The organism is Tepidimonas sp. HKU78, from assembly GCF_049860815.1.
Lineage (GTDB): Bacteria > Pseudomonadota > Gammaproteobacteria > Burkholderiales > Burkholderiaceae_C > Tepidimonas.
Genome location: NZ_CP187547.1, coordinates 1,439,173 through 1,457,909 on the forward strand (window position 1 = coordinate 1,439,173; position 18,737 = coordinate 1,457,909).

Annotated in this window: 14 protein-coding genes; 5 read left to right on the plus strand and 9 right to left on the minus strand. The window is 66.7% G+C overall.

Annotated elements, in window-relative coordinates; all coding sequences use genetic code 11:
- Window positions 1–3: 3 nt before the first annotated feature.
- Genes ACPYIS_RS07265 through pilB form a run of 4 tightly spaced genes read right to left on the minus strand, consistent with a single transcriptional unit; the run spans window position 4 to window position 6,340 of the window.
- Window positions 4–1,650 (minus strand): tetratricopeptide repeat protein, encoded by a 1,647-nt coding sequence (locus ACPYIS_RS07265; RefSeq protein ID WP_424859688.1) that lies wholly within the window; start codon window positions 1,648–1,650, stop codon window positions 4–6.
- On the minus strand, window positions 1,647–3,344 hold the full coding sequence (locus ACPYIS_RS07270; RefSeq protein ID WP_299019204.1) for a tetratricopeptide repeat protein: 1,698 nt from the start codon (window positions 3,342–3,344) through the stop codon (window positions 1,647–1,649). Before ACPYIS_RS07270 ends, ACPYIS_RS07265 begins: the two co-directional genes overlap by 4 nt.
- Before the next feature lie 2 nt (window positions 3,345–3,346).
- On the minus strand, window positions 3,347–4,561 hold the full coding sequence (locus tag ACPYIS_RS07275) for a type II secretion system F family protein (RefSeq protein ID WP_424859687.1): 1,215 nt from the start codon (window positions 4,559–4,561) through the stop codon (window positions 3,347–3,349).
- Window positions 4,562–4,612: 51 nt separating this feature from the next.
- The gene (pilB, locus tag ACPYIS_RS07280; RefSeq protein ID WP_299019208.1) at window positions 4,613–6,340 is read right to left on the minus strand and encodes a type IV-A pilus assembly ATPase PilB; all 1,728 of its coding nucleotides are present in this window, start codon (window positions 6,338–6,340) and stop codon (window positions 4,613–4,615) included.
- Between the two features lie 109 nt (window positions 6,341–6,449).
- Here pilB and accB point away from each other — a divergent pair, with 109 nt between their 5' ends.
- Genes accB through ACPYIS_RS07305 form a run of 5 tightly spaced genes read left to right on the plus strand, consistent with a single transcriptional unit; the run spans window position 6,450 to window position 11,016 of the window.
- Complete coding sequence (gene accB / locus ACPYIS_RS07285; protein WP_299019210.1) at window positions 6,450–6,920, plus strand: acetyl-CoA carboxylase biotin carboxyl carrier protein; 471 nt, start codon at window positions 6,450–6,452, stop codon at window positions 6,918–6,920.
- A 10-nt stretch (window positions 6,921–6,930) separates the two neighbouring features.
- Window positions 6,931–8,283 (plus strand): acetyl-CoA carboxylase biotin carboxylase subunit, encoded by a 1,353-nt coding sequence (gene accC, locus ACPYIS_RS07290; RefSeq protein WP_299019212.1) that lies wholly within the window; start codon window positions 6,931–6,933, stop codon window positions 8,281–8,283.
- Entirely contained in the window at window positions 8,270–9,208 is a 939-nt protein-coding gene (gene prmA, locus ACPYIS_RS07295) for a 50S ribosomal protein L11 methyltransferase (RefSeq protein ID WP_424894800.1), read from the plus strand. The genes accC and prmA overlap by 14 nt, the downstream gene beginning before the upstream one ends.
- An 8-nt stretch (window positions 9,209–9,216) precedes the next feature.
- A complete protein-coding gene (locus ACPYIS_RS07300; RefSeq protein WP_299019217.1) occupies window positions 9,217–10,098 on the plus strand; it encodes a zinc-ribbon and DUF3426 domain-containing protein in 882 nt (293 codons plus the stop codon).
- Between the two features lie 30 nt (window positions 10,099–10,128).
- On the plus strand, window positions 10,129–11,016 hold the full coding sequence (locus tag ACPYIS_RS07305; RefSeq protein ID WP_299019219.1) for a carbohydrate kinase family protein: 888 nt from the start codon (window positions 10,129–10,131) through the stop codon (window positions 11,014–11,016).
- A gap of 56 nt (window positions 11,017–11,072) precedes the next feature.
- Here the strand turns inward: ACPYIS_RS07305 and ACPYIS_RS07310 are convergent, their stop codons facing one another.
- From ACPYIS_RS07310 to ilvA, 5 genes are all read right to left on the minus strand, one after another.
- Complete coding sequence (locus ACPYIS_RS07310) at window positions 11,073–11,828, minus strand: histone H1 (RefSeq protein WP_424859683.1); 756 nt, start codon at window positions 11,826–11,828, stop codon at window positions 11,073–11,075.
- 73 nt (window positions 11,829–11,901) lie between these two features.
- Complete coding sequence (locus tag ACPYIS_RS07315; protein ID WP_424894799.1) at window positions 11,902–13,155, minus strand: ribonucleotide-diphosphate reductase subunit beta; 1,254 nt, start codon at window positions 13,153–13,155, stop codon at window positions 11,902–11,904.
- Between the two features lie 155 nt (window positions 13,156–13,310).
- Window positions 13,311–16,214 (minus strand): ribonucleoside-diphosphate reductase subunit alpha, encoded by a 2,904-nt coding sequence (locus ACPYIS_RS07320; RefSeq protein WP_424894798.1) that lies wholly within the window; start codon window positions 16,212–16,214, stop codon window positions 13,311–13,313.
- Between the two features lie 182 nt (window positions 16,215–16,396).
- Window positions 16,397–17,014, minus strand: coding sequence for a 1,6-anhydro-N-acetylmuramyl-L-alanine amidase AmpD (ampD, locus tag ACPYIS_RS07325; RefSeq protein WP_424894797.1), 618 nt, complete (start codon window positions 17,012–17,014; stop codon window positions 16,397–16,399).
- A 60-nt stretch (window positions 17,015–17,074) separates the two neighbouring features.
- A complete protein-coding gene (ilvA, locus tag ACPYIS_RS07330; RefSeq protein ID WP_424859669.1) occupies window positions 17,075–18,670 on the minus strand; it encodes a threonine ammonia-lyase, biosynthetic in 1,596 nt (531 codons plus the stop codon).
- Window positions 18,671–18,737 lie beyond the last annotated feature (67 nt).

Below are 18,737 nucleotides of genomic sequence, written 5' to 3' on the forward strand. Positions count from 1 at the left end.
GGGTCAGTCCTCGACGGTCTTGACGTCCATCACGCGCAGGCTGACGCCGCCGGCCTGGCGCGCCGCCTTGTCGCCGATGACGGGCTTGTTGGCGTAGGACTGGTAGCGGGTGCGCAGCGGCTGAATCGCCTGTGCCAGTTCTGCTGCATCATCGATGCGCGCTTCGTAGCGCTTGAGCACGCCCCAGGCCGACTCGATGATTTTGGCGTTGCAGGTGACACGCCCCTGCTCGAGGAGTTCGAGCACCGCGGCGCGCGGGTTGCCCGCCAGGCTTTGGCGCATGGCGTGCTCGATGATGCTCAGCACCTCGGTGTGCAGACTGGACAGCCGCTCGGCGTACGGCGGGTGGGCGTTGGCGGCCTGAGCCAGCAGCGCCGTCAGCGCCTTGGAGGTACAAAAACGCCGTCCGAGCACGGTCAGTCGCTCTTGCACCTCGTCGATCTGGATCGCGCGCTGCGCCACATACGCCAGCAGCGTCGTCAGGTTGCACGCCGCCTCGAAGTCGAAGTCCTCGTCGGTGATCGTGGCCATCATGGCGCGCAACTGTTGCAGCACGCGGGCCACTTGGGCGTCGTGCAGCAGCAGCGCGATTTCGAGCACCTCGGCCAGTCGGCGCAGGCGCTGCGACTGCGGGTGGCGCTCCACCATGCGCAGGGCATCATCCCAGTAGCGCTGCAAGCCCTTGCGGTCGCCCGCCTCGAAACGCATGAATCCCAACAGCACCAGCGACTGAGCGTCGAACATCTTGGAGTCCAGCCCCAGTCGCACCGAGCGCGCCAGCAGCTCCTCGGCCAGCGCGGTTTGGCCGCAGTAATGCGCCAGCATGCCATGCCGCTGCAGCCGGCTGATGGAGGCGGGCGTCAGGTCGGTGGCCATTTTGTAGACGGCCAGTGCGGCGTCGAAGTTGCCCAGCTCGATCTGCGCCCGGCCCATGACGTCGTAGGCGTCGGCGTAACCGGGGTCGTCGTCGATCAGGCTTTGCAGGGTTTGGCTGGCGCGCTGTGGCTGTCCGGCTTCGAGCTGCGCGCGCGCCACACCCAGGCGTGCCCAGGGCAAGGCCTTGGCCTCGACGACGGCTTCGTACAGGCGCTGAGCCTCGTCGTAACGCTCCAGTCGCAGCAGCAGTTCGGCGCCGACCCGGGCCGCGTACAGCCAGTAGTCGGCGCGCTCGCGAAAGCGCTGCAGGCACAGCTCGGCCGCACGCTCGAAATCGCGTTTTTCGACCGCCTCGAAAATGTCTTTGAGCACCGCTTTGCGGTGGCGCGCCTGCCCGATGCGCTGGGCGAGTTGGTTGGCGGTGAAGGGCTTGAGCAGGTACGAGTCGAGGGCGGATTCGGCGGCTTCGGCCACTTTCGAGTACGACGCCTCGGACGTGACCATGATGAAGACGGTGGCAAAGGGCAGCAGCCCCGCACGACGAAGGTCATCGAGCAGGGCTTGCCCGGTGCCGCTGTCGTTGGGAAAGTGCTGCTCGCACACCACCACGTCGAAGGTGCGAAATTCGAGCTGGCGGCGCGCATCCGCGATGCGCGGGCTTTGCGCGACGGTGCGCGCGCCCATGTCGCGCAGCTGTGACACCAGGATCGAGCGCGAGGTGGGATTGCCGTCGATGACGAGTGCCGTGGCGCCGTAGAGATCCATCGGGCTCATGCCGCCACATTATCGACCCGCACTGGCGCTGGCGCGCGATCCATCGGGCCCAGATGCACGCCACCCGAGGGGCGCAGGCGCGGGTCGCCCAGCGCCGGCCGGTTGCGGGCGGTGCCATAGCCCTGGCGCAGCGCCTGCACGCGCTGTTGCCAGCGTTCGGGGTTGGGCATGTCACGCTGGTAACGCTGCAGCACCAGCCAGGCCGACTCGACGGCGCGTGCGTTGAGCGTGTCTTGTGCGAGTGTGCACAGCTCGGCCAGTGCCAGCACCGGCTCGCCGTCGTGGGCGCGGCGCAGCGCTTGTTCGATGCGCTGCACCATCGTGGTCTCGCATTCGCGCAGGCGCTGCGCGTAGCGGGTGTGGTGGCTGGCGGCGCTGGCCAGCAGTTCGCCCATCGCCTTGGAGGTGGCAAAGCGCAGCCCCAGCCGCTCCACCAGCGCGTCGTGTTCCGGCGTGTAGCCCTGGTGCGCCAGCGCCGCCAGCGCGGCGAGCAGGTTGCACGCCGCCTCCATATCGAAGTCGGGCGTGCCCACACCGGGCGCCATCGCGGTCAGCTCGGTCGCCACCCGTGTTCGGCGCTCCTCGTCCGGGGTGGGCAGGGCCTGCGCCAGCAGATCGACGAGGGCGACGAAACGCTGCAGCCGGTTGTCGTCGGGATAGCCGCGCGCGCGCTTGGCAAGCTCGGCCTGGTGGCGCTCCAGTTCGGCCGCGTCGTGCCGCTCGAACGCCGCGATGGCCAGCAACACCAGGCTCTCGGCGTCGAACATCTTGGAGTCCAGTCCCAGGTAGGTGGCGCGCTGCAGCAGCTCGACGGCCTTGTCGCGGTTGCCGAGAAAAAATGCCAGCATTCCCAGCCGCTGCTGGCGGCCGATCGCCATCGGCGTCGCCTCGAGCGCCCGCTGCAGGCTGTCGAGCGCGTCGTCGAAGCGGCCCAGCTCCATCTGGGCGCGACCCAGCACGTCGTAGGCATCCGGGTAGTCGGGCGCGACTTCGATCAGTTGGCGCAGTGTCTCCAGCGCCGCCGAGGGCGCGCCGCTGTCGAGCTGGCAACGTGCCACCCCCAGCAACGCCCAAGGCTGGGCTTGCGCATCCCAGATCGACTGGAACAACGCCTGCGCCTGCCCGAAGCGCCCCAGCCGCAGCATGATCTCGGCCCCCCAGCGGGCCGCCGACAGCCACTGGGGGCCCTGGGTGGCAACGCGCTCCAGGCAGCGCTCGATCGCATCGTCGTAGCGGCGCTCCTCGAGCGCGCGGTAGATTTCCCACAGCGCCGCCTTGCGCCGCTGGGCCTGCTCGATGCGGTCGTACAGCGTGGCGGCCGAGTAGGGGCGCACGATATAGCTGTCCACCGAGGATTCGGCGGCTTCGACCACCTTGAGATAGGTGGCCTCGTCGGTGATCAGGATGAACACGGTGCCATACGGCAGCAGGCCCGAGCGGCGCAGATCGTCGAGCAGCTCCTGTCCGGAGCCACCGCGCGGGAAGGTGTCGGCGCACACCACCAGGTCGAACGGGTGGCGCTCGATTTCGCGCCGCGCATCGGCAATGCGCCCGGTCTGGCTGATGGAGGTGAAGCCAAAGCTGCGCAGCTGGCCCGCCAGCGTCATGCGCGTGGTCGGGTTGGCATCGACGACCAGTGCCGCGTTGCGCCGCAGGTCTGCCGGCAGGGGGGCGCCGGATCCGGCTGCGGACATGGTCAGACCACCGCGCCCAGCTTGAAGATCGGCAGGTACATCGCGACCACGATGCCGCCGATGATGGTGCCCAGAATGACGATGATGACGGGCTCCATGAGGCTCGACAGGCCAGCGACCATGTCATCGACTTCCTGCTCGTAAAAGTCGGCCGCCTTGCCCAGCATGTGGTCCAGCGAGCCCGACTCCTCGCCGATGGCGCACATTTGCAGCACCATTGAGGGGAAGATGCCAGCGTTGGTCATGGCCTGCGTCAGCGAGGTGCCGGTGGCGACCTCTTGCTGGATCTTGGCGGTGGCATCGGCATACACCGAATTGCCGGCGGCGCCGCCCACCGAATCGAGCGCCTCGACCAGCGGCACGCCGGCGGCGAACATCGTGGACAGCGTGCGCGTCCAGCGCGCGACGACGGATTTTTCGATCAGCTGGCCGAAGATGGGCACGCGCAACAGCAGCCGGTCCATGAAACGCTGAACCCGCTCGTCGCGCTTCCAGGCCTGGAAGAAGAAGTACAACCCGCCACCCAGTGCCCCGAAGATGAGCCACCAGTACGCGACGAAAAATTCGCTGATCGCGATTACCGCCAGCGTCGGTGCCGGCAGATCGGCGCCGAAGGAGGTGAACACCTCCTTGAACGCCGGTACCACGAAGATCATGATCACCGACACGACGATGAAGGCCACCACCATGACCGCGGTCGGGTACATCAGGGCGGACTTGACCTTGCTCTTGATCGCCTCGGTCTTTTCCAGGTACGTTGACAGCCGGTCCAGGATATCTTCCAGGATCCCGGCCGCCTCGCCCGCTTCGACCAGGTTGCAATAGAGCGAGTTGAAGTACGCCGGGTGTTTGCGAAACGCCGCGCTGAGTGAGGTGCCGGTCTCGACGTCAGAGCGAATGTCGTACAGCAGTCGGGCCACGCTCGGGTTGGGGTTGCCGCGTCCGACGATGTCGAAGGCCTGCAACAGTGGCACGCCCGCCTTCATCATGGTGGCGAGCTGGCGTGTGAAGATGGCGATGTCCTTGGGGCGGATGCGCTTGGCCGAGGCGAGCCGGCGCTTCTTGACCTTTTGCACCAGGATGCCCTGGCGCCGCAGTTGCGCCTGCACCTGGGCCTCGCCGGCCGCGCGCAGCTCGCCCTTGACCGTCTTGCCGTTGCGGTCCTTGCCTTCCCACTCGTAGACGTATTCTTTGATGGTCGGGGCTGTCGTGGCCATGGGTGCTCCGCTGCGGTTCGGGACGATGGGGCGTGCCGGGCGATGATTCGGTCAGTCGTTGGTCACCGCCAGAACCTCCTCCAGTGACGTGATGCCCATCTTAACCTTGCGCAGCCCACTTTCGCGCAGGGTGCGCACGCCTTCGGCGCGTGCCTGGGCGGCAATCTCCAGCGCGCTGGCGCCGCGCAGGATCAGCTGCTGGATGGCTTCGGTCACGGGCATGACCTGGTAGATGCCGACCCGGCCCTTGTAGCCTTCGTGGCAGGCCGGGCAGCCCACGGGGCGGTACGGTTGCCATTGGCCGTCCAGGTCCTCGGGCCGAAAGCCCGCGTCCAGCAGCGCACGCTCGGGAATGTCATGGTGCGGCACTTTGCACTTGGGGCACAACCGCCGCGCGAGGCGCTGCGCCGTGATCAGGTTGATGCTGGAGGCGATGTTGAACGGCGCCACCCCCATGTTGAGCAAGCGCGTGAGGGTGGAGGGCGCATCGTTGGTGTGCAGCGTGGATAACACCAGGTGGCCGGTCTGCGCCGCCTTGATCGCGATGTCGGCGGTTTCCAGGTCACGAATCTCGCCCACCATGATGATGTCGGGGTCCTGACGCAGAAACGCCCGCAGCGCAGCGGCAAAGGTCAGCCCCGCCTTTTCGTTGACGTTGACCTGGTTGACGCCCGGCAGGTTGATCTCAGCCGGATCCTCGGCCGTGGAGATGTTGACCCCGGGCTGATTGAGCAGATTCAGGCAGGTGTAGAGCGAGACGGTCTTGCCCGACCCCGTGGGGCCGGTGACGAGCACCATGCCATAGGGCCGGTTGATGGCTTCCAGCAGCTTGGCCTTTTCGTCGGGTTCGTAGCCCAGCGCGTCGATACCCATCTGGGCGCTGCTCGGATCCAGGATGCGGATCACCACTTTCTCGCCGAACAGCGTGGGCAGGGTGCTGACGCGAAAGTCGATCACCTTGTCGGGGCCGACCTTGAGCTTCATGCGCCCGTCCTGCGGCACGCGCTTTTCGGCAATGTCGAGCTTGGAGATGACCTTGATGCGCGACGCGAGCTTGTCCTTGATCGCCACCGGGGGAGAGGCGACCTCGCGCAGCTCGCCGTCGATGCGAAAACGCACGCGGTACTGGTGTTCGTAGGGCTCGAAATGCAGGTCCGAGGCACGCATCGTGTAGGCGTCGAGCAGCATTTTTTGCAAAAACCGCACGATGGGCGCGTCCTCCACCTCGGCCGACACCTTGTCGGCGGGCTCGTCCGAGGTCATTTCGATACCGTCGGCCGCGAAGTCGAACGTCTGGCCGACGATCTGGTCGATCACCTGCTGGGCACTCGCGGTGAAGGATTCGACCAGCTTGCCCAGCTTGTTGACCTCTGCGATGATCCAGTCGACGCTGAGCTGGGTTTCGAACTTGATTTTTTCTGCCGCCTGCAAGTCCGACGGATCCGCCGTGGCCACCGACAGCCGGTTACCGCGCCGCCCCAGGGGCACGACGCGGTACTGCTGGCAGGTTTTGGGGTCGAGCAATCCGTGGGGCAGGCGCTGCGGGTCGACGGCGTCGAGGTCGATCAGCGGCGCGGCAAAAGCCACCGACATCACGTGCGCCAAGTCACGCGGCGACACCGACTGGCTGCCGATGAGTTCGGTGATGAAGCCGGTCTGGCGCGCCTGGGCCTGGGCGTAGAGTGTCTCGGCCTGGCGCTGCGTGAGCACGCCCGCGCCGATCAGGGCGCGCGCCAGCCCCGGTAGGGCCATCGTGGCGACGCTGTCGTCATCGGTCATCGGGGGTTCCTGTGGGCGACGGTGGACAAGGGCTCGTGTATATTTCGCGCTCTTTCCGCGATGTTCGCGGCACGATCAACGCATGTTGGGTGCATCATACGGAGTCACCATGGATCTTCGCAAACTCAAGACGCTCATCGACCTGGTCTCGGAGTCGAACGTCTCCGAACTCGAGATCACGGAAGCCGAAGGCAAGGTCCGCATCGTCAAGGCGGCTCCCGCAGCACCCATGATGGTGCCTGCCCCCGCCCCGGCCCAGGCCGTGCCAGCCGCGCCCATCACCCTCACGGCGCCCGCGCCCTCGCCAGTGCCGCCGGCGGCGTCGGCCGCGCCGGCGCAGATCGAGGGACACGTGATCAAATCGCCCATGGTCGGAACCTTCTATCGTGCACCCAGCCCGGGGGCCAAGCCCTTCGTGGAAGTGGGCCAGGCGGTCAAGGAAGGCGAGCCGGTGTGCATCATCGAAGCCATGAAGATTCTCAACGAAATCGAGGCCGATCGTGCAGGTGTCATCAAGGAAATTCTGGTCGAGAACGGCCAAGCCGTCGAGTACGGCCAGCCCCTCTTCGTCCTCGAGTGAGGGCGCGGGCATGTTCAAGAAGATCCTGATCGCCAACCGCGGCGAGATCGCGCTGCGCATCCAGCGCGCCTGCCGCGAGTTGGGCATCAAGGCCGTTGTCGTGTACTCCGAGGCCGACCGCGAGGCCAAGTACGTCAAGCTCGCCGACGAGGCGGTCTGCATCGGCCCGGCGCCGTCGGCGCAGAGTTACCTGAGCATGCCGGCCATCATCTCGGCCGCCGAAGTGACCGACGCCGAGGCCATCCACCCGGGCTACGGTTTCCTGTCCGAGAATGCCGACTTTGCCGAGCGCGTCGAAAAGAGCGGCTTCGTTTTCATCGGCCCCACGCCCGAGTCGATCCGCCTCATGGGCGACAAGGTCTCGGCCAAGCAGGCGATGAAAGCGGCGGGCGTGCCCACCGTGCCGGGCTCGGACGGCGCCTTGCCCGACGACCCCGCCGAGATCAAGCGCATCGCGCGCAGCATCGGCTACCCCGTCATCATCAAGGCCGCGGGCGGCGGCGGGGGGCGCGGCATGCGGGTGGTGCACACCGAGGCCGCGCTGCTGCACGCGGTGCAGACCACCAAGAGCGAAGCGGGCGCCGCATTCAACAACCCGGAGGTGTACATGGAGAAATTTCTCCAGAACCCCCGGCACATCGAAATCCAGGTGCTGGCCGACCAGTACCGCAACGCGGTGTACCTGTTCGAGCGCGACTGCTCGATGCAGCGCCGCCACCAAAAGGTGATCGAGGAAGCGCCGGCGCCCGGCATCCCGCGCCGCCTGGTCGAGCGCATCGGCGAGCGCTGCGCGGCCGCCTGCAAGAAGATGGGCTACCGCGGCGCGGGCACGTTCGAGTTCCTGTACGAGAACGGCGAGTTCTACTTCATCGAGATGAACACGCGCGTGCAGGTGGAGCACCCGGTGACCGAAATGGTCACCGGCATCGACATCGTGCGCCAGCAAATCCTCATTGCCGCGGGGGAAAAGCTCCCGTTCACGCAGCGCCAGATCCAGCTGCGCGGCCACGCCATTGAGTGCCGCATCAACGCCGAGGATCCGTACAAATTCACCCCGTCGCCCGGGCGCATCACGGCCTGGCACGCACCGGGCGGTCCGGGGGTGCGGGTCGATTCGCACATCTACACCGGCTACACCGTGCCGCCCCACTACGACTCGATGGTGGGCAAGATCATCGTGCACGGCGACACGCGCGAGCAGGCGCTGGCGCGCATGCGCGGGGCGCTGGCCGAGGTGGTCATCGAGGGCATCAAGACCAATGTGCCGTTGCACCGCGAGCTGATGGTGGACGCCAACTTCGAGGCCGGCGGCACCAACATCCATTACTTGGAAAGCTGGTTGGCCCAACGTGAGCGCAGCTGACGCCGCCCCCGCCCCCGCCGCGCGCTGGCACGAGCTGGTGCTGCAGGTGCCCGAAGCCCAGGTAGAAGCCGTCTGCGACGCGCTGGAGGCGCTCGACGCGCTGAGCGTGGCGGTGGAAGATGCCGACGCCCACACCCCCGCCGAGCGGGCGCTGTTTGGCGAGCCGGGTCTGCCGCCACCGGCGGCGGGTTGGCAGCGCTCGCAGGTGGTGGCGCTGTTCGACACCGAAGCCCAGGCGCGCGAGGCGGCCGGGCTGTTGGCGGTGCAGGACTTCATGGCCGACGCGGCCGTGGTCGGCGTGCGCCCGGTGGCCGATACCGACTGGGTGTGTCTGACCCAGTCGCAGTTCGAGCCGGTGGCCATCACGCCCGACTTCTGGATCGTCCCCACTTGGCACGAGCCGCCAGCGGCAGCGCGCACCGTGCTGCGGCTGGACCCGGGCCTGGCGTTCGGCACCGGCACCCACCCCACCACGCGCATGTGCCTGCGCTGGATTGCCGCCCACCCGCCGCGCGGACGGCGCGTGCTGGACTATGGCTGCGGCTCGGGCATCCTGGCGATGGCGGCGGCGCGGTTTGGTGCGCAGGCGGTGGATGCGGTCGACATCGACCCCGCGGCCGTGGAAGCCACCCAGCGCAACGCTGCCGCCAATGGGGTGCGGCTGTCGGCCGGGTTGCCCGAGCGGGCGCAAGGCACCTACGACGTGGTGCTGGCCAACATCCTTGCCACGCCGTTGAAGGTGCTCGCGCCGCTGCTGTGTGCGCACGTCGCACCGGGCGGGCACCTGGTGTTGGCCGGCATCCTGGAGCGCCAGGCCGAGGAGCTGCGCGCGGCCTACGCGCCGTGGCTGGCGTTGCAGGTGCAGGAGGCGGACGAGGGTTGGATCCTGATGACGGCACAGCGTCCGGGGGCAACGCCGCCATAATCCGGGGCATGAGCTTCATTACCCGCTGCCCCTCGTGTGGAACGGCCTTCAAGGTCGTGGCGGATCAGCTCAAAATCGCCGATGGCTGGGTGCGCTGCGGGCGGTGCCAGCACGTATTCGATGCCACGCTGGATCTGGAGCCGGCCTCCGTGCCGCTGCCGACCGAGGCGCCGCGCCCGGCGACGCCAGATCCCCCACCCCCCCCGCCTTCCTCGTCCCCCGAGGTGGCGGCCCCCGATGTCGCCGACGCTCACGACACGGCGCGCCCCCCGACCGAAGATTGCCCGTCGCAGCCCCCTGACGAGTCGCCACCGGGATCCCTGCCCGAGGCCGCGCCGCCGAGCGTGCCCTTGTCAGACGGGTCGTTGCCGGACTGGTCGTTCGTGCGGCAGGCGCGCCGTCGGGCGTTCTGGCGCCGGCCGTGGGTGCGGGCGACGCTGATACTTGCAGCGCTGGGGTTGACGGCATCGCTTTTGGGCCAAGCGGTATGGCACTGGCGGGACACGCTGGCGGCGCGTTACCCCGAATCGCGGCCCGGGCTGCAGGTGTTTTGCGAAGTGCTCGGATGCACGATCGCGCCGCCCCGGCGGCCACAGGACGTGGTCATCGAAGGGTCGGTGCTGCTGCGCCGCGCGCCCGACCGCTACAGCTTCCATCTGGTGGTGCGCAACCATGCCGACATCGAGATCGCCGCGCCGGCGCTGGAGCTGACGTTGACCGATGCCCAGGATCGGGTCTTGGTGCGCCGGGTGTGGCTGCCGGCCGAATGGCCGCAGCCGCGGGCCACGCTGGCACCGGGGCAGGAGTGGCCGCTGCAGTTCGAGTTGGCGTTCGATCACCCGAAGGCGGCCCGCATGGCGGGCTACCGGGCAGTCTTGTTCTATCCCTGACCCGTTCGGGTCTCCTCGCGAGTCTTTTTCATGACCATCCTCGTTTGCGGTTCCCTGGCCTTCGACACCATCATGGACTTCGAAGGCCGTTTTGCCGACCACATCCTGCCGGACCAGCTGCACATCCTGAACGTGTCGTTTTTGGTGCCGGCGTTGCGGCGCGAGTACGGCGGCTGCGCGGGCAACATCGCTTACGGCTTGCGGCAGCTGGGGGCGGCGGTGCGGCCCGTGGCCACGCTGGGTGCCGACGGCCAGCCCTATCTGGCACGCCTGCAGGCCATGGGGGTGGACGTGTCGGCGCTGCGGGTCACGCCCGAGCATTTCACCGCCCAGGCGATGATCATGACGGATCGGGACAACAACCAGATCACGGCGTTTCATCCCGGAGCGATGGCGCTGGCGCACCACAACCCGATCGCAGAGACGGCCGGCGTGTCGATCGCCATCCTGTCGCCCGACGGCAAGCAGGCCACCTGGACGCACGCCGAGCAGCTGCACGCGGCGGGCGTGCCGTTCGTCTTCGATCCCGGGCAGGGGTTGCCGATGTTCGACGGCGCCGAACTGCGACAGTTGGTCGAGTGGGCCGATTGGGCCGCGCTCAATGACTACGAGGCCCGACTGCTGTGCGATCGCACGGGCCTGTCGCTGGCTGCCCTGTCACAGCGGTTGCGGGCGCTGGTGGTGACGCTCGGGGAGCACGGCTGCGACGTCTGGCAAGATGGCCAGTGCACGCGCGTGGCCGGCGAGCGCGCCAGCGCCATCGTCGATCCGACCGGCTGCGGCGATGCCTTCCGGGCCGCCCTGCTGTACGGGCTGGCGCACGGCTGGGGTGTCGAGCAGGCCGCGCGACTGGGCAACCGCATGGGCGCGGCCAAGATCGCCACCCAAGGCGGGCAGAACTACCGTTTCAGCCTTTGAGCCCGATGGGCCAAAGCCACCCCGCCACGCGGCAGGGAAGCGCAAGGCACCCGCACTCAGGGCCGTGGACCGGTCGGGAACGGCCACGCCGCCTTGGGGTTGAGCTTGGTTTGGGCGCTGGGCGCGGCAGCGGCCTCGGCCTTGCCTTTGGACTTGGCCTTGGCGCCAGACGCTTGGGTAGGAGCCTTGTCGCCAGCGGATTCGCCTTTGGCGGCTTTGTCCGTTTTGCCTGCCTTGGCGGTTTTTTTCGCCTTCGGCGCCTCGTCCTTCGAGGCCGTCGCCTTCGAGGCTTTGACCACTTTCTCGGCCTTGACGGCCGGTGTGGCGCTCGGGGTGGCCGTCTTCGCGCTCGATGTCTTTTTTGCCGGTGCTTTCACCGCCGTCTTTTCGGTCGTTTTTTCGGCCGCCTTTTTCGCCGGGGCGCTGGCCGCGGTGGACGTCGACTTCGCTGCGGTCGTCTTGCCGCTCGCGCTGGCGGCTGCGCTCGTTTTAGCCGCAGGTTTCTTGGTCGTGGGCTTCTGGGCGGTCGCCGCGGGTTCGGCGGTCACCGCGGCGGCCTTTTTCTTGGGCGCGGCTTTCTTGGCCGGCGCGGAAGCGCTGGCTGCCGTGGGGGCTGCGGTCTTGCTCGTCGCCTTGGGTGTGGCTTTGGATGACGCCTTGGTGGCCGCTTTGGAGGGCGCGGGTTCGGCGCCCGCCGCAGCCGTGGCGGGCGCTTTCTTGGCCGTCACCTTCTGGGTTGTCGGCGCAGCGGCGGCCGTCTTTTTCTTCGCGGACTCGGTGGCCGCGGCGGCGGCCTTCTTCGCGGTTGCCATGGGGGGTCTCCTGCTTGAGGTTGGCGGGTGGGGAAAACGGTGACGGCCGCGCGACCCAGGCGTTGGCGGGGGATCAGTCCCAGGACAGGGCGCCGCCGGACTGGTACTCGATCACGCGCGTCTCGAAGAAATTGCGCTCCTTCTTCAGGTCGATCATCTCGCTCATCCAGGGGAAGGGGTTTTCCTCGTTGGGGAAGAGCGGCTCCAGGCCGATCTGGGTGGCGCGCCGGTTGGCGATGTAGCGCAGATAGCCCTTGAACATGCTGGCGTTGAGCCCGAGCACGCCGCGCGGCATCGTATCCTCGGCGTAGCGGTATTCCAGGTCCACTGCGGTCAGAAACAGCTCCTTGATCTCCTGCTTGAACTCGGGCGTCCACAGGTGGGGATTTTCGAGCTTGAGCTGGTTGATCATGTCGATGCCAAAGTTACAGTGCATCGACTCGTCGCGCAGGATGTACTGGTACTGCTCGGCCGCGCCGGTCATTTTGTTTTGCCGGCCCAGTGCCAGGATTTGGGTGAAGCCGACGTAGAAGAACAGCCCCTCCATCAGGCAGGCGAAGACGATCAGGCTCTTGAGCAGTTTCTGGTCGTTTTCGGGCGTGCCGGTGCGGAAGTTGGGGTCCATGATCGCGTCGATGAACGGGATCAAAAACTCATCCTTGTCCCGAATCGACGGGATTTCGTGGTAGGCGTTGAAGATTTCGCCCTCGTCCAGCCCCAGCGACTCGACGATGTACTGGTAGGCGTGGGTGTGGATCGCCTCTTCGAAGGCCTGCCGCAGCAAAAACTGCCGGCATTCGGGTGCGGTGATGTGGCGATACGTGCCCAGCACGATGTTGTTGGCTGCGAGCGAATCGGCCGTGACGAAAAAGCCCAGGTTGCGCTTGACGATGCGGCGTTCGTCCTCGGTCAGGCCGTTGGGGTCTTTCCACAGCGCGATGTCGCGTGACATGTTGATTTCCTGCGGCATCCAGTGGTTGGCGCAGGTGGCGAGGTATTTCTCCCACGCCCATTTGTATTTGAACGGCACGAGCTGGTTGACGTCGGTCTGGCCGTTGATGATGCGCTTGTCGGCCACGTTGACGCGGCGGTATTGGGTGCCCGGCTGCGCCGACGCTGGCGAAACGGCAGTGGCCGCGGCAGGAGGATGCGCGCCGATCGTGGCGCTGACCGGCGACACATAGTCGAAACCCGCGACGGTCTGCGCAGGGCGTGCACCAAACACGGGCTGGGCCGCCACCGACGGCCGGTGCGTTGGAGCGGCATCGGGCGCTGGACGTGCCGGTTGGGGGGCAGCGGTGGGGGTGTGGTCTTCCCAAGTCAACATGGTGGTGTCCGATTCGGTGAATTATTGAAAAATCTCGTCGAAATGACAAGGGTTTGACGGGGCGTTGCGACTTTTGCGGGGGCTTGATGCCCCGGACTGTGGCGCCGGGGCATCAATCGGGTCATCCGCACGGGTGTCGTGGGCGCTGGCTCTCGTCATTGGCAGGCTTCGCAGCCCGGGTCGTCGATGGCGCAGAATTTGATGTCGGTCGCGGGCTCTGTCACCCTGGGCGTCATGGCAGGCGGCACGGTGGCCGCGGCGAGCGCCGACGTGCCACCCGCCGTCGGCACCGCGTTGAGCGCGCCGCTGCGCACGGTGGCTTTTTCAGCGTGCGTGGCGCTGGTGGTGCGCAGGTAGTAGGTGGTCTTGAGGCCGCGGATCCACGCGAGTTTGTAGGTTTCGTCCAGTTTTTTGCCCGAAGCGCCCGCCATGTAAATGTTGAGCGATTGGGCCTGGTCGATCCATTTCTGGCGCCGTGCCGCTGCCTCCACCAGCCACACCGGCTCGATTTCGAACGCCGTGCGGTACAGCTCTTTGAGCTCCTGTGGCACGCGATCGATGGGCCAGAGCGACCCGTCGAAATGCTTCAGGTCCATGATCATCACTTCGTCCCACAGGCCCAGGCGTTTGAGGTCCTTGACCAGGTAGTGGTTGATGACCGTGAATTCACCTGACAGGTTGGACTTGACCGACAGGTTGCCAAAGCACGGTTCGATCGAGGCGTCGACGCCAACGATGTTGGAAATCGTGGCCGTGGGGGCGATGGCGATGCAGTTGGAGTTGCGCATGCCGTCGCGCGCGATCTTGGCACGCAGCGCGTCCCAGTCCAGCGTGCGCGAGCGGTCCACCTCCAAATAGCCGCCGCGCTCTTGCGCCAGCAGGTCCAAGCTGTCGGGCGGCAGGATGCCGCGCTCCCACAGCGAGCCTTTGTAGGTCGAGTACCGACCGCGCTCCACCGCCAAGTCGCTGCTGGCCCAATAGGCGTAGTAGCACACCGCCTCCATCGACCGGTCGGCGAATTCGATCGCCTGCGGTGACGCATAGGGGATGCGCAGCTCGTAGAGCGCGTCTTGAAAGCCCATGATACCCAGGCCCACCGGTCGATGGCGCAGGTTGGAGTCGCGCGCTTTCTTGACGGCGTAGTAGTTGATGTCGATCACGTTGTCGAGCATGCGCATGGCCACCGTGATGGTGCGCTGCAGCTTGTCGTGGTCGAGTTCTTTGCCCGCGGGGCCGTCTTTGAGGTGCTGAGCCAGGTTGATCGAGCCCAGGTTGCACACCGCGGTTTCGGTGTCGCTGGTGTTGAGGGTGATTTCGGTGCACAGGTTGGACGAATGCACCACGCCGACGTGCTGTTGTGGGCTGCGGATGTTGCAGGGGTCCTTGAACGTGATCCAGGGGTGCCCGGTCTCGAACAACATGGTCAGCATCTTGCGCCACAGGTCGACGGCGCGCACCTGCTTGCTGGGTTGGATTTCGCCACGCGCGGCTTTTTCTTCGTAGGCGAGATAGGCTTCTTCGAACGCGCGCCCGACCTTGTCGTGCAGATCGGGCACGCTGGAAGGCGAAAACAGCGTCCACATGCCGTTTTCCATCACGCGCTTCATGAACAGGTCTGGAATCCAGTTCGCCGTGTTCATGTCGTGTGTGCGGCGCCGGTCGTCGCCGGTATTTTTGCGCAGCTCCAGAAATTCTTCGATATCGAGGTGCCAGGTCTCCAAATAGCAGCACACCGCGCCCTTGCGCTTGCCGCCCTGGTTGACAGCGACGGCGGTGTCGTTGACCACTTTCAGGAACGGCACCACGCCCTGCGACTCGCCATTGGTGCCCTTGATGTGGCTGCCCAGCGCGCGCACGCGCGTCCAGTCGTTGCCCAGGCCGCCGGCAAATTTGGACAGCAGCGCGTTTTCCTTGATGGCGTCGTAAATGCCTTCCAGATCGTCCGGGACGGTGGTGAGGTAGCAGCTCGACAATTGCGAACGCAGCGTGCCGCTGTTGAACAGCGTGGGCGTGCTGCTCATGAAGTCGAACGACGACAGCACTTCGTAGAACTCGATGGCACGCGCTTCGCGGTCGATTTCGTTGAGCGCCAGGCCCATGGCCACGCGCATGAAGAACGCTTGCGGCAGCTCGATGCGTTGCTTGCGTACGTGCAGAAAGTAGCGGTCGTACAGCGTTTGCAGACCGAGGTAGTCGAATTTCAGATCGCGCTCGGCCTTGAGCGCCGCGCCCAGCCGCTGTAGGTCGAACGTGAGCAGCTCGGGGTTGAGCAGCTCCGCCTCCACGCCTTTTTTGATGAAGGCGGGGAAATACTCCGCGTAACGCGTGTGCATTTGCGCATGCGTGACCTCCTCGCCCAGCACCTCTTTGTAGATGGTGTGCAGCAGCAGGCGCGCCGTGGCGTAGGTGTAGTCGGGGTCGGTTTCGATCTTCGTGCGCGCGGCCAGAATGGCGGCCTTGTGCACCTCTTCCAGCGGCACGCCGTCGTAGAGGTTGCGCAGCGTCTCGGCGACGATGGGTTCGGCCTGCACGTCCGGGCCCAGCCCTTCGACGGCGGAGTGGATCAAGGCCTTGAGTTGCGCCAGGTCGAGCGGGCGGCGCTCACCGCGGTCGAGTACATGCAGCACGGGCTGCACCGGCTGCGCCTGTGCGGCTTTGGCGGCGCGCTCTTGCGCCCGGCGCTCGCGGTACAGCACGTAGGCGCGCGCGACCTCGTGGTGGCCGCCGCGCATCAAGCCCAGCTCGACCTGGTCTTGCACGTCTTCGATATGGAACGTGCCACCGCCAGGGCGCGAGCGCATGAGCGCGCGCACGACCGCCTGCGTGAGTTGATCGACCGTCTCACGCACGCTGGCCGACGCGGCGCCCTGCGGGCCGTGCACGGCCAAGAAGGCCTTCATCATCGCGACGGCGATTTTGCTGGGCTCGAATGGCACCACGGCGCCGTTGCGCCGAATGATCTGGTAGTGCGGCAACGTGCCGGCGGGGAGGGGGCGGGCGGCCTCGGGCACGGCCGCGACGCTGGCGCCGGACGGGGGGGTGGAGAGGGTGGTCTGCATGGAGCCTCGCTGAGGGTGATGTCCACAGGGACGACGGCGAAACACTAGATCTAGTGTCCGTCGTTGAGAAAAAACACTACCGCTAGTGTAGCGGGCATGGCGGGCGGGACAAGAGGCCAGGCGCGAAAATTTTTCAATCTCGACGCCCCGCCGATATCCTCGGGTTGCCCCGGAGGGGACGACTAGCGCGGCATGGGGGCCGCGCCTGCGGTGCTGGCAAAGGCGTGCGCGGGCCAGCCGGTCAGCGCGATCAGGCGTGCCCAGTCGAAGCCGGGGCCCGGGTCACGCTTGCGGCCCGGGGCGATGTGTTCGTGGCCCGCCACCGCGCACAAGGTGGGCCAGCGCGCGCGCAAGGTATGGCACAGCTCGGCCAGTGCGTCGTACTGTGCGGGTTCGAAGGTGTCGCCTTCCAACCCCTCCAGCTCCACACCAATGGAAAAATCGTTGCAGTTGGCCCGCCCCTGCCACTGCGACACGCCGGCGTGCCAGGCGCGGCGCTCGCAGGCGACGAATTGCACGAGCTCGCCGTCGCGCCGGATCAGGAAGTGGCTGGACACCTCCAGCCCGCGGATGCGCTGAAAGTAGGGGTGCGCCTCCCAGTCAAGCGTGCCGGTGAAGAGCTGCTCGATCGCGGCGCCGCCGTATTCGCCGGGCGGCAGGCTGATCGAGTGCACGACGATCAAATCGAGCGACGCGCCGGGCGGGCGCGGGCCGTGGTGCGGCGACGGCACCCAGCGTGCCTGGGCCAGCCACGTGCCCTCGGTGGGGGCGGGGTGGTCGGGGGGTGCGAGAGGGATCATGCACTCCTCGGGGCGGATCAGCGCACCAGTTGGTTGAGCTGGAACGAGTTGGGAGTGGAATCACCCGCGCAAAAACAACCGGTACACGGGATTGTCGGTTTCTTCGACGTAGGGGTAGCCCAGTTCGCGCAGGAAGCGCTGGAATGCCTTGTCGTCCTTTGGGGGCACCTGCAGGCCGACCAGGATGCGGCCGTAGTCGGCGCCCTGGTTGCGGTAGTGGAACAGGCTGATGTTCCAGCTCGGGCGCATGAGGGTGAGAAACTTCAGCAACGCGCCGGGCCGTTCGGGAAAGACGAAGCGCAGCAGCCGCTCGTCCTGCGCCAGCGGCGAGTGACCGCCGACCATGTGCCGGATGTGCTCTTGCGCCAGGTCGTCGTGGGTGAGGTCCAGCGTCGCAAAGCCGTGCTTTTCGAAGGCCGCCGCGATCTTGGCGCTCTCGCCCCGGCCGTGCGTGGTCAGGCCCACGAAGACGTGGGCCTGCTGCGCGTCATGGATGCGGTAGTTGAACTCGGTGACGTTACGCGGCCCGCCGGGCAGGCTGCCGATGGCCTGCAAAAAGCGCAAAAAGCTGCCGCGCTCTTCGGGAATGGTGACGGCAAACAGCGCCTCGCGCTCTTCGCCGACCTCAGCGCGTTCGGCCACGAAGCGCAGGCGGTCGAAATTCATGTTGGCGCCGCACAGGATGGCGGCGTACGTCTCACCCCGCGTCTTGTGCTGGGCGACGTATTTTTTGATCGCTGCCACCGCCATCGCGCCCGCAGGCTCGACGATGCTGCGCGTGTCGACGAACACGTCCTTGATGGCGGCGCACACTTCGTCGGTGTCGACGGTGACATAGTCATCGACCAGTTCCCGTGCGATGCGAAAGGTCTCCTCACCCACGAGCTTGACCGCGGTGCCGTCGGAAAACAGCCCGACTTCATCCAGCTGCACCCGTTGGCCCGCGCGCACCGAGCGCAGCATGGCGTCGGAGTCGCTCATTTGCACGCCGATGACGCGGATGTCGGGTCGCACCGCCTTGAAGAAGTTGACCACGCCCGCGATCAGGCCGCCGCCGCCGATGGCGACGAACACGGCATCGAGCCGGTTCGACCCCAGGCCCTGCAGTTGGCGCAGCATTTCCATGGCGATGGTGCCCTGGCCAGCGATGACGTCCGGGTCGTCGAAGGGGTGCACGAAGGTCAGCCCCTGCGCTTGGGCCAGCGCGGTGGCGTGCTGGGCCGCGTCGGAGTAACTGTCGCCGTGCAGCACCACATCGCCACCGAGCGCGCGCACGGCGTCGATCTTGACCTGTGGCGTGGTGGTGGGCATGACGATGACTGCGCGCGCGCCCAGCTTGTGCGCGCCCAGCGCCACCCCTTGCGCATGGTTGCCAGCCGAGGCGCAGATGACGCCGCGCTGCAACTCCTCGGGCGACAGGTGCGCCAGCTTGTTGTAGGCGCCGCGCAACTTGAAGCTAAAGACCGGCTGCTGGTCCTCGCGCTTGAGCAGCACCTTGTTGTGCAGGCGGCGGCTGAGATGGCGCGCGGGCTCCAGCGGTGTCTCGCGCGCCACGTCGTATACGCGCGCGGTGACGATCTTTTTCAGATAGTCGGCCGGGGTCAATTCGGTGGCCGAGCCTAGAGCAGGGTGAGATGGAGGGGCTTTGGCGGGCATGACGATGACGTGAGCGTTGCGTCTATCATAAGGTGCCGTCGGCGCTGCGGCCCGCCGCCGGTGTTCA